Source organism: Mumia sp. zg.B53 (assembly GCF_019550935.1).
Lineage (GTDB): Bacteria > Actinomycetota > Actinomycetes > Propionibacteriales > Nocardioidaceae > Mumia.
The window spans coordinates 235062-246474 of the sequence record NZ_JAHWCK010000001.1 but is presented as its reverse complement, the minus strand read 5'-3'; the positions used below and the strand labels follow the sequence as shown (position 1 = coordinate 246474).

Below are 11413 nucleotides of genomic sequence, written 5' to 3'. Positions count from 1 at the left end.
TCAGCCTCCGCACGTGTCGTCGAGGTCGGCGCCCTCGCCGACCGTCGCGAGATAGACGGAGTCGTCGGCCAGTGCGCCGGCCAGGCGCGGGCCACAGCTCGCGTCCACGCTGACCAGCACGGTGATGTCCTGGCTCGACGACAGGGCACCGTCGTCGACCTCACCGACCTGGACGACCTCGGCGGCGATCCCGCGCGGGTCTCCGTCGGCACCGGAGAGGTACAGGCCGATCGGTGCGCCTCCGCGGAGCTCGGTGAGCGAGCGGGTGGCCGGCGTCTGGATGGGGAACTGTGCCTTGCCCTTGCCGACGCCGGTCGACTCCGCGACCATCGCCGGCGACAGCACCGTGCCGTCGAGGAGCCGGGCGGTCGCGTACTGTCCGACGACCGAGTCGCGTTCTCCGGCACGCACGCCGCCGTCGAAACCCTCGGGCAGCGAGACGGTGCCGAGGTCGTCGAGGGTCAGCCGCTGGCCCTGGGCCACCTCGCCCTGGACCTTGAGGAAGTCGGCACGGTCACCGGAGCTCATGGCGATCCAGCCCGAGAGGAGGGCTCCGCCGACGATCAGGATGACCGCAAGCGCAGCGAGCGCCGGACGGCGCTCCCGCGTGGAAGGGAGGCGCGCAGCGGTGCGCGTCTCACCCGCGGTCGGCAACTTGGACATGGAGGGCCTCCAGCTGGATGTCCGAGCGTCAACGTCAAGGCATGAACCTACACGCGGTGAGGTTCGTCATCCCTCGCCGTCCACAGTGGCGGGGATCTCGGGGGTCTTCGGGGTCTCTGACGACCGTCTGGGCCGCTCTCTGCCGGTCGGTGACGGCGTCGGCACCGCCGCGGACGGCGTCTCGGCACTGCTGCGCTGACGCTCCTGACGTTCCTGGATGTCCTGCTGGCGCTGGTAGGCGCTGGTGACCGCCATCCCGGCGACGATGACCGCGACCACGATCACCCCGGCGAGCACGGCCGGCCACGTGGAGCGGTGCTCGCGCCACGTCCGCCGTGTGCCGTGCAGCAGCGCGGACCGCAGCTGCCTGCGGCGCAGCGCGTCGGCCTCGAGGACGTACTTCTCTGCGTTCGGAGTCCGGGCGAGCGTGGCCCCCCGTGGCGGCGGGACCGGGCGCGTCGGCGGCGTAGCGCCCTGGTCGGCGCCGCTCATCGTCCCTCTGCGAGCCGCGCGGCCACCTGCAGCAAGGCGAACCGGGTCTGGGAATTGACCTGGTCGGCCCGGAAGGGTCGGCCGTGACGGAGCGCGTCGTCGCGCCCGAGGACGACCACCTGCCCGTCGACGGCACCGACGACCGCGGCCGCACGCCGAGCCTCGTCGACGGGGTCTCCGTCCTCGCGGCAGACGACGACCACGACCGCCGACCGCGCCGCCGCCGGGTTGACCCGGTCGAGGCGGGAGAGTGCGACCTCGAGGGCCCGCAGCCCGATCTCTCCCGGCCCGGTGACGACGACGGCACGGTCGCAGCGGGCGACCGCGGCGTACGCCCCGTCGGTGGGGTCGTCCCCGGCGTCGACGAGCAGGAAGGCGTGCTGCGCGACGAGGCGGTCGACGAGGCCGCCGAGCTCGCCGCGTTCGAGCGGCTGGTCCCACGAGGGGCCGTCGACGACGGCGAGGCCGCCGGGGGCGGTCGGCGGTGTGGCGGCGTCGGAGGCAGCAAGGATGCGCCGGACGGTGTGCGGGTCGTGAACGCCCTGGAGGGTGCTCAGCGGCGGAGTGCCCGCCTGGACGTCGACGAGCACCGTACGGTCGTCCCTGAGCGCGGCGAGCACGGCGCCGACACCGCTCGCGACCGTCGTCGTCCCCACGCCGCCCTGCGCGGACAGGAACGCCACCAGACGTCGGCCCGACTGCCGGCGCCGGACCCCCGCGACCAAGGCGCGCTCGGCATCGGCGGCCGCGGCTCCGTCCAACGTGACGATGCCGCGTGCGGCGGCGCGCACCCACGACGGGCCTCCGACCCGCTCCGGGGCCGGTGAGACGGTGCGCGAGACGACCTCGTGGGCCACGGTCGGGGGGTGCTCGACCGAGCCAGGCACGGTCGCCGAAGGGGGCACGGCAGGCGGTGCGGGCTGGGCGTGCCCGCGCGCCTGCGTCGCCCACTCGGGGCGCAGTGCCACCACGTTGGCGTCGTCCACCGGACGCGGGGGCACGGCATGGTCCGACTCCTGGGTCCAGCGACGCTCGGGCGTCTGCGACTGCGGGGTGTCGAGCCCGAGGCTCCGCGGGTCGATGCCCATGCGAGCCAGGTCGGCGGCAGCACCCTGCGCCTCCGAACGACGCCCGCGATCGGTACGGGGCTCGGCGCCCTCGGGCGGCTGACGGTCGTCGGTCATCGCTCGTCCTTCCTCAGACCATGCTCGAGAGACGGTCGAACAGCCCGGTCGCCCCGCAGGCCAGCACGATCGCCTGGATCACCAGGAGCAGCTCGACCAGGTTGAGCAGCCGCTTGACACGGGCGCGGCTGATGCCCGAGATCTGCACGGACGCCACCGCCACCGCCACCACTCCCAGGGCGAGCACGATGACGACGAGCCAGCGGGTCGCGTCGACCTCGGCGACCTCGCGGACCAGCTGGGCTCCGAGCACGACGAGACCGGCGATCCGCAGGGGCAGCATGTGAGCGACGCGCGAGAAGATCCGCGAGCGCGACAGGGCGAGCAGCCCGACGGCGAGGGCGAGCCAGCGCTCCCACCGTCCGTCGGAGAAGGTGAGGACCGCACCACCGACACCGGCCACCAGCGCGATCGCCGCGAGCGACCCGACGAGCAGCCCGTTGCTCTCTCGGTATCGCGCCTGGATGGCCTCCCGCGACATCGTGCCGACGTTCCGAACCCGGTAGTCGGCGCTGGCCAGGCCACCGACCGACAGCGAGACCCTCGGCGCGACACCGACGGCCAGGAGCACCACGACGACCACCACGCGGAGCGTCTGGAGCGGCTCCACCGCGAAGGCGTCTGTCAGCGCGAACGCACCGGCGACGACGAGGAGGACTCCGGCGAAGGCGAGGTACGGCGTCGCGAGCGGGGTCATCGCGCGCCCGAGACCCGCGACCGCGGCGGCCATCGCGAAGGCCACGACCACCGTCAGCGACCCGCTCCAGTCCGCCCACGAGCCGAGGGCGGTGCTCCCGACGTACGCCCACACGAGCGCGGCGACCAGGACGGGCCGTACCGACCACGGTGCGGCCGCACGTGCGGCCCACCCGGAGAGAGCGGCCAGGGCGACCGCGCTGGCGATGCCTCCCGCGGCGACCGCACCGGCGGGGGGCACCTGCCAGCCGGGCACCAGCCGCTCCAGCAGGCCGAGGGCCCACAGGGCGAGGACGCCGAGAGCGACGGCGGTGGTGACGACGGTGAAGGTCAGCGTCGTCGTCGGCGTCCAGGCGCCGCCCGCCGACTCGGTGGCATCCTCCACGGCATCGCGGACGTCCTCGACCGACGCGGGCTCGACGCCGCTCGAACGGGGACGCAGCTCGAGCACGTCCCCGTCGAGGACTCCGGCCTCCTCGAGGGTCTGTCCCAGCCCGAGCGGAGAGCCTCCGACGCGCGCGAGGGCGAGGCCGGCCTGCGGCGCCTCACCGCCGCCGCAGTAGCGGATCACCTGCGCGACGACGTCGGCGAGCGGCAGGGCGCTCGGCAGTGCGAGGTCGACCCGTCTCTCCTCGGTGACGACCGTGACCCTGCTGTAAGCGGTGAGCACCGGCGCACTCCTCTCCCCTGTGCGAGTGGCTCGGTCCGCGGCGGTCGCGGCGTGCGCGGCCACCGCTTGGCGTGGACGCCGTGGAGCATATCGTTTGCGAGGACAACGCCTCTGCTCCGACCACGAGGACGGCGATGAGTACGACGCTGGTCAGACGGCCCCCACGCACGGCCCCTCCGCGCGTCGACGACGCCCCCCTCAGCATCCACGAGCCGCCGCACCGCACCCAGGCGCCGACACCGGCCGCCGGGATGACGATGCTCATGATGCCGATCATGAGCGGCACCGGGTCGTTGACGATGGCGCTCACCCAGAAGGACCGGCCGATCCTGGTCGTGGCTGGCTTCCTCGTCCTCATCGGCTCGATCGCCATCGGCGTCGTGATGATCGTCAGTCAGCGCGGCGGCGCACGGCGGCAGATGCGGGAGTCCCGGGAGCGCTACCTCGACTATCTCGAGGAGATGCGGCTGGCCGTCCGCGAGCGGGTCGCGACCCAGCGCACGGAGCAGGCCTGGCGGTTCCCGCGACCCGACGAGCTGATCGGCCTCGCGGGTGACGGTGCACGCCGGTGGGAGCGACGCCCGTCGCACGGTGACTTCCTCTCGGTCCGCCTGGGGACGGGCGAGGTCCCCCTGTCGAGCGGGCTCGCTCTCGATGTCGACACCGGCCCGCTGAACGAGTTCGACCCGCTGTGCCTGAACGCCGCCGAAGAGCTCCAGAAGCGCTACGCCACCTTGTCGGAGCAGCCGATCACCCTCCCGCTGCGCCAGTACGGTCAGATCGCGATGATCGGTCACCCGGCGGCCGCCCGGGCGGTCGCACGGACGATGCTCGCCCAGCTGGTCACGCTGCACGCCCCCGGTGACCTCGACGTGGCGGTGGTCCGTCCCGAGGACGCCGCTGCCGCGTGGGACTGGGTGAAGTGGCTCCCGCACGCGCAGAGCAGCCGGACGTTCGACGGAGAGGTGCCGGCGCGCCGCGTGGCGACGTCGGTCGCGGCCCTCACCGAGCTGCTCGGCGCGGAGCTCGAGGAGCGGCTCGACCGCTACCAGCGCAGCCGGGGCGCCGGTGTCGTCGGGTCGCACCTCGTCGTGATCGTCGACCACGACGGTGGCAGCGGAGGTCACCTGGAGTCTCCCGACCCGGCGATCCCGCTCCAGGCCCTCGGCATCCACGTCGTCTCGCTTCTGCCGTCGCCTCGCCACGAGCCGCGACCGCTCGACGTCCGTGTCGAGATCGGGCCTGACGGCTCGCTGGTCACCGCGGTCCACCCGTCACCGTTCCGCGCCGACCTTCTCGACGAGGGCACCGAGAGCACCGTCGCTCGCACGCTCTCCGGCCTGCGGCTCAGCGCCGACGAGGCCGGGGAGAACGGGCTCGAGGGCTCGGTCGGCCTGGCCGAGATCCTGGGCGTCCGCGACCCCGCACACCTCGACACCCGTCGCACCTGGCGTCCTCGCGCGCTGCGTGACCTGCTCCGGGTGCCGATCGGCATCTCCGAGCAGGGCTCGCCCGTGCTGCTCGACCTCAAGGAGTCCGCGCACGGCGGCATGGGACCTCACGGCCTGGTCGTGGGCGCCACCGGCTCCGGCAAGTCCGAGATGCTCCGTACGCTCGTCAGCTCCCTGCTGGTCGGTCACGGCCCCGACCGGCTCGCGCTGATGCTGGTCGACTTCAAGGGTGGCGCGACGTTCGCGGCGATGGAGCACATCCCGCACCTCGCCGGCATGATCACCAACCTCCAGGACGACCTGACGCTGGTCGACCGCATGCGTGACGCGCTGTACGGCGAGATGCAGCGCCGTCAGGAGGTCCTGAAGTCCGCCGGCAACCTCCCCAACGTCACGGCGTACCAGGAGAAGATCGACGCCGGTGAGCCGCTCGAGCCGCTCCCCCACCTGCTCGTGATCGTCGACGAGTTCTCCGAGCTGCTGACGGCCAAGCCCGACTTCGCCGAGCTGTTCGTCGCGATCGGGCGCATCGGGCGATCCATCGGCGTCCACCTGCTGCTCGCGACGCAGAAGCTGGAGATGGGCAAGATCCGCGGTCTGGAGTCGCACCTCTCCTACCGGATCAGCCTCCGCACGTTCTCGGAGTCGGAGAGCCGCGACGCCATCGGCGTCCCCGACGCCTACCACCTGCCGCCGGAGCCCGGCTCGGGTTACCTCAAGGTCGACACGACGGTGTTCGAGCGCTTCAAGGCGGCGCTGGTCTCGAGCCCGTACGTCCCGCCGGCCGAGGGCCCGAAAACGTCGGTCCCCGTCGTGCCGTACGTCGCGGTGAACGGCATCGGCGCCTGGATCGCCGACCGGGCCGCCGCCGAGCGCGAGGCCTCGCTCGGCGAGGCCGCCGCGGAGGCAGCCGCACGCAAGGGCGGCCCCACCGTCCTCGACGTGCTCTGCGAGCAGATGACCGCCGCCGGCGCGCCGCGGGTGCGCCCGGTGTGGCTCGACCCGCTGCCACCGGTCCTCACCCTCGACCGTGTGCAGACCGTCGACGAGCCGGGCGCTCCTGCGACGGTGCGCGCGACGCTCGGTCTGGTCGACGAGCCGGCCAAGCAGGCGCAGTACGCGCTCGAGTGGGACTTCACCGGTGCCGGGAGCAACCTCGTGCTTGCGGGTGCCCCGCAGACCGGCAAGAGCACGCTGCTCCGCACGATGGTGGCCTCGCTCGCGCTCCGCTACGCGCCGGGCACGGTCGCGTTCTACTGCATCGACTACGGCGGCGGCACGCTGCAGGCCCTTCGCAGCCTCCCCCACGTCGCCGCCGTCGCGACCCGCAACGACCCCGAGCGCATCAACCGCACCGTCCAGGAGGTCATGGCGGTGCTCGACGAGCGCGAGGAGCTCTTCCGCCGCTACGACCTGGAGAGCATGCAGGACTACCGGCGGGCCCGCGAGGAGGGACGCATCCCGCGCGACACGCCGGGCGACGTCTTCCTCGTGATCGACGGGTGGGCGACGTTCCGCGAGGAGTACGACGCGCTCGACTACGCGGTGGACGAGATCGCGGCGAGAGGTGGTGCGTACGGGGTGCACGTCGTCCTGACCGTCACCCAGAGCATGCAGATCCGGATGCGGATGCAGCCGTCGTTCGGCGGGCGGCTGGAGCTGCGCCTGAACGACGTGTACGACTCGCAGTTCGGCCGCAAGGTGATGGAGCAGATCCCGAAGGAGATCTCGGGACGCGGCGCGATGGAGGGCGAGCGGATCTTCCAGGCAGCAGTCCCCCGCATCGACGGCGTCCGCGAGACCGAGGACGTCTTCGAGGCGCAGAAGGAGCTGTTCACGGCGATCACGAAGCGCTGGGAGGGCATCGCGGTGGAGCGGGTTCAGACCCTTGCGCCGGTGGTCCACCTCGAGGAGCTGCCTCCGGTCGACCCGGCGTACCCGGGGGTCCCCGTCGGCGTGCTGGACCGCAACCTACGCGCGGTCTCGGTCAACCTGATCGGCTCGAACCCGCACCTGCTCGTCTACGGCGACCCGGAGACGGGCAAGACGAACTTCCTCAAGATGCTGCTGAAGGGCTACACCCAGCTGATGCCGCCCGAGCAGCTCGGCATCGTCCTCGTCGACTTCCGTCGCTCGCTGCTCGACGTCGTGCCCGAGGAGTACCTCGTCGCCTACTGCACCAACCGCGAGCAGACCGGGCAGGTCGCCACAGAGCTCGCGGGGTCGTTGCACCAGCGGCTCCCAGGGCCCGACGTGACCTCCGACCAGCTGCGCGAGCGCTCTTGGTGGAAGGGCCTGGAGCTGCTGGTGGTCGTCGACGACTACGACCTGGTCGCCACGTCGTCGGGCAACCCGCTCGACCCGCTGGTGGAGTACATCCCGCAGGGCAACGACCTGGGCTTCCACCTCGTCGCGTCACGACGGGTCAACGGGCTCGCACGCGCACAGTTCGAGCCGATGCTCCAGCGCCTCACCGACGTGTCGACCGCAGGCCTCATGTTCTCCGGCGACCGGCTCGAGGGGCGACTCGTCGGGGGCGTCGCGCCGACGCGCCTGCCGACGGGCCGTGCGCTCTACGTCAACCGCAACGGCCTCATCGGTCAGGTCCAGACCGGTCTCGTGCCGGAGCAGCACGCCTGACGGGTTCGTGAGACGACGAGGCCCCCTCCGTCACGGCGGAGAGGGCCTCGTCGTCTGGTGCGGCTCGTGCTAGCCGGCTGTGACCGGTTGTCGGGATCCCGAGTTGACGTCACGGTTCAGAGCCGACTGCTGATTGTGGAGGGCGGTGGTCTCGTTGCTCGTCTGGGCGACCGTCTTGGCACCGTTCGACGTGTTGTTGCCGAGGTTGCTGACGCCGTTGGCAACCGCGTTGGCGGTCTCCACGGCCCAGGTCTGGAACGCATCGACGCCGACGGTCACATCGCCGACGCCGTGCCGGGATCCGGGCGTGACGGCCTCGAGTGCCGTCACCAGCGTGCTCTTGGCCTGATGGACGTCGCCGGACAGGCCCGCGAGACGCTGACCTGCAGCGTGGGTCGCGGTCGTGTCGCCGACCTCGTAGAACGGGGCCATCGGGTCTCCTGGGCTGCGTCAGGCGCGGTTGCCGAAGAAGGACTGCATCCGCGGGATCGCGGAGTCGTTGATGTCCTGGGTCTTCTGGTCGGTCTGGTTGGACTTGAGCGAGGCCTGGTGCAGCTCGTCGGCGCGCTCGTAGGCCGTGCGGTGAACCGCGTGGGCCTCCTCGCTGCCGGCACCCGACAGGTTGGCCGCGATCTGGCGAGCGGCGGTCTCGACCGAGTCCTGGTCGGTCTGCGCGCCGCCGGCGAACTCCTTGCCGGAGGCGTTGATGTCCTCGCTGGCGGACTTGTCGTAACGAATCTTCACGTCGTGCTCCCTCTTCCTACGAGCTCTCGGACCGTCAGGCCTGGATGTCTCGGCGCAGCGACGTCGCCGTCGACTCGCCGTCGGTGGCGGACACCTTCTGCAGGGAGCTCGACTCCTCGGTCGTCTGCGCCTGCGACTGCTCGCCACGGTTGATGTTGGTGCCGACCGTGGCCACGTTGTTGGCGTTGGCCTGCTTCGCCGACGCGAGGGCGGTGTGGGCGGAACGCTGTGCGTTGCCGGCCGGGCCGACGTTGAGGCCCTCGGTGGCCTGCGTACGGCCAAGGTGGCGCGTCGCGGACGACGACGCGTCCTCGCTCGCGGTGCCGTGACCGCTCTTGGCGGCCTTGGACAACGAGCCGAGCTCTTCGTTACCCCAGTAGTTAGCACCCATGGTGGGCAAACCTCTCCTCAGACGACGAGTCAGTACAGACCATACGACGTACGGGGGCCACCGGGGCAAGGGAGAAACGGCCGCTGTCCCGGAATGTGGCGCCGCGTATCTCGCCGCCGCCGGGGCACCTCATTTTTTTCCGTGACCTGTGATTTGGCTAGAGTCCGTGACCTCTCAGGAAGACGGCTCGGCATGCGCGGTCAGGAGGGCGGCGGCAGCTCATCGCCGCTGATCGAGGGCTTCACCGACGTCGGCGATGCGCTGAGTTTCAGGATTGGTATCGATGTTCTCCTTGGTGATCGGTGCAGTGGGCCTGACGTTGGTCGTCCTCTCCGGATGGTCCTGGCGCGGTCGGACCCGGGCAGCACGGTGGTGGACCCGACGCACGGGCGGCGAACTCCTCGTGCTGGCGTTCCTCCCCTCGCTCGGGCTCGTCCTCCTCGGTGCCGGGCTGGCCGAGATCGGCTCGCTCTCCGGTCTCTCTTCCGTTCTTGCGATCCTCGGGGCGCTGTCGCTCGTCCTCGGGCTCCTGGTCACCGGCGTCGGCCTCCTCTGGTGGCCAGCGCAGCGCCTGTGGGGCCCGCGCTGGTACACCAGCCAGTCCGCGAAGGGCCGGTGGGACGCTCTTTCCGACCCGTTCTCCTCGCTCGCCGGCCGTCTCGGCTCAGGATCGACGGCCGCCGCTCCTGAGCCGCGATGGTTCGGCCGGGCGATCGCATCCTGGCGCGGGGGCCGTGTCCTGGATCCGGACACTCGGGAGCGGCCGGATGCGGCGTCGCGTCGGGGCACGGTGGCGGGCATCGTACGCCTTGGCGAAGGCGGGCTCTGGTTCCAGGCGACCGGTGCGCCGACAACCTGGTCCGGCCGCGCCTCGACCGGCGTGCGGTGGTCGCACATCACGGATGTGAGGGTTGTTCCCGCTCGCGCAGGCGCCGACGGGAGGGTGCGCACAGGCGTTCTCTACCGTCCGTGGTGCCGGAGGCTCGTCGTCGCAACAGCCGACGAGAGCCACCTCTACGAGATCTCGTGGGGCCGCGCGCACGCTGTCGCCGATGCCATCACCCAGGAGCGAGCTGCCCGCCCTGCGCGTTGACCATCCGATCGCGCCGTGAGATCGCTGGGCGCGCTGGTCCCGGCTGACGCCTCCGGGTTGCGTCGCGAACGTCGTCGTCGCGGTCGGCGCGGCGGTAACCCTTTCGCCGCGAGGCGGGCCTCGCTACAGTCCGGACGGTTCGTGGGCTCTCCGGAAGGACGACTCGGGATGCACTTCGGTCATGTTGGCCTCGGCCTCGCCACCCTGGTCTCCTGCGCCCTCTCGGGGTGTGACGACCCCGCGCCCGCCACCGACGCGAAGTCCGTCGATGGCAAGATCTGCGGATACCTCAGCCCCGCCTTGATCGAGTCGATCGTCGGTCACGACGATGCGGCGGCGGCAGGTGACGAGATCGTGCCGGCCGACGAGCGGGCCGACCGCGAGCAGGAGTGCGCCGTCGTCGACGGCAACCGCACCGTTGTCTTGGCCCAGGTTCACGATGCCCCCTCGACACGACCCGGTCACGACGCTGCACCCCTCGACAACTGCGTGCGACTCGACGACCTGGCCGACTGGACCGGCAGCGTCTGTTGGAGCGACTCGAGCATGCGCGCGACCGTGTGGCCCGACAACGGGGCCCGGCTCCTCGAGGTCTCGTACTTTCCCGAGGGAGGGGGCGCCGACAAGGTCGACACCCGCGACGAGCTCGTCCATGTCACGGTCTCGCTGGCCCGTGACGTCGAGGCAAACATCAAGTCGTACGACGAGAGGCACCAGTGAGCGCTCACGCCCCCCCAGGACGTCCAGAACAACCTCCGGTGACCGTTCGACCGACGACCTTCACGAGCTCCTCGAAGGTGTCACGGAGGAGGTCCGCATCGGCGACCCGCCACAGATCCGGGACGCGGATCAGTGCACGGGCCCTCGCCGGCGTGGCAGCGGCTGCGTTGGTCGCCTCACTCGCCGGATGCGACGACGAGCCGGAGGCCGACGCGACGTCGCGCCTGTGCGGGATGCTCGACCCCGAGGCCGCAGAGCGGATTACCGGGGACGTCGAGCTGACCGGCTTCGGTGGCGGGAACCTCGACGCGACACGACGTCAGGGGAACGCTCTCACCTGCATCGTCGACGGTCCTGGTGGCGAGGACCTCCTTCAGATCACCACGATGGATCTGTCGGACCAGGCCGAGTGGGCGGCGATGCAGAAGCAGCTCACTGACGAGATCACCGGAAGCGACACCTGCGCGATGCGCACGGACGAGCCGCTCGGGTACGTCTGTCGGAGCACAGACGCCACCGAGATCGCTGTGCTCTTTCCTCGTCGCTGGGTACGCGTGGACGCCACGGCCCGCGCCAACGCGGAGCCTCCCGAACCCAAGGCCGTGCTCACGGTCGCGGCCAACGTCCACGCCAACCTCGAGGCGTACGACGAGAAGCAGTGATGCGTCC

At 71.4% G+C, this 11413-nt stretch carries 11 protein-coding genes; 4 read left to right on the top strand and 7 right to left on the bottom strand.

Annotation, left to right across the window (positions count from 1 at the left end):
* The 4 genes from KV102_RS01155 to eccD form a co-directional block, all read right to left on the bottom strand.
* Window positions 1-663, bottom strand: a complete 663-nt coding sequence (locus KV102_RS01155; RefSeq protein WP_220341615.1) for an SAF domain-containing protein — start codon at window positions 661-663, stop codon at window positions 1-3.
* 66 nt (window positions 664-729) lie between these two features.
* Complete coding sequence (locus tag KV102_RS01150) at window positions 730-1155, bottom strand: hypothetical protein (protein WP_220345049.1); 426 nt, start codon at window positions 1153-1155, stop codon at window positions 730-732.
* Window positions 1152-2339 (bottom strand): hypothetical protein, encoded by a 1188-nt coding sequence (locus tag KV102_RS01145; RefSeq protein ID WP_220345048.1) that lies wholly within the window; start codon window positions 2337-2339, stop codon window positions 1152-1154. Before KV102_RS01145 ends, KV102_RS01150 begins: the two co-directional genes overlap by 4 nt.
* 13 nt (window positions 2340-2352) lie before the next feature.
* On the bottom strand, window positions 2353-3705 hold the full coding sequence (eccD, locus tag KV102_RS01140) for a type VII secretion integral membrane protein EccD (RefSeq protein ID WP_220345047.1): 1353 nt from the start codon (window positions 3703-3705) through the stop codon (window positions 2353-2355).
* Window positions 3706-3839: 134 nt separating this feature from the next.
* Between eccD and eccCa the strand changes: the two genes are divergently transcribed.
* Window positions 3840-7796 carry a type VII secretion protein EccCa gene (gene eccCa, locus KV102_RS01135; protein ID WP_220345046.1) on the top strand — a complete coding sequence of 1319 codons (3957 nt, stop codon included), beginning with the start codon at window positions 3840-3842 and terminating at the stop codon, window positions 7794-7796.
* A gap of 69 nt (window positions 7797-7865) precedes the next feature.
* Here the strand turns inward: eccCa and KV102_RS01130 are convergent, their stop codons facing one another.
* From KV102_RS01130 to KV102_RS01120, 3 genes are read right to left on the bottom strand one after another with little or no spacing between them, the layout of a single operon-like run.
* Window positions 7866-8228 (bottom strand): hypothetical protein, encoded by a 363-nt coding sequence (locus tag KV102_RS01130; RefSeq protein WP_220345045.1) that lies wholly within the window; start codon window positions 8226-8228, stop codon window positions 7866-7868.
* Between the two features lie 18 nt (window positions 8229-8246).
* A complete protein-coding gene (locus tag KV102_RS01125) occupies window positions 8247-8540 on the bottom strand; it encodes a hypothetical protein (protein WP_220341609.1) in 294 nt (97 codons plus the stop codon).
* Between the two features lie 34 nt (window positions 8541-8574).
* Window positions 8575-8931, bottom strand: a complete 357-nt coding sequence (locus KV102_RS01120; RefSeq protein ID WP_220341608.1) for a hypothetical protein — start codon at window positions 8929-8931, stop codon at window positions 8575-8577.
* Between the two features lie 283 nt (window positions 8932-9214).
* Between KV102_RS01120 and KV102_RS01115 the strand changes: the two genes are divergently transcribed.
* The 3 genes from KV102_RS01115 to KV102_RS01105 all read left to right on the top strand — a co-directional run bounded on the left by KV102_RS01115 (window position 9215) and on the right by KV102_RS01105 (window position 11406).
* Window positions 9215-10024, top strand: coding sequence for a hypothetical protein (locus KV102_RS01115; RefSeq protein ID WP_220341607.1), 810 nt, complete (start codon window positions 9215-9217; stop codon window positions 10022-10024).
* Window positions 10025-10192: 168 nt separating this feature from the next.
* Window positions 10193-10744, top strand: a complete 552-nt coding sequence (locus KV102_RS01110; RefSeq protein ID WP_220341606.1) for a hypothetical protein — start codon at window positions 10193-10195, stop codon at window positions 10742-10744.
* 152 nt (window positions 10745-10896) lie between these two features.
* The gene (locus KV102_RS01105; protein WP_220345044.1) at window positions 10897-11406 is read left to right on the top strand and encodes a hypothetical protein; all 510 of its coding nucleotides are present in this window, start codon (window positions 10897-10899) and stop codon (window positions 11404-11406) included.
* The last annotated feature ends 7 nt before the right edge of the window (window positions 11407-11413 follow it).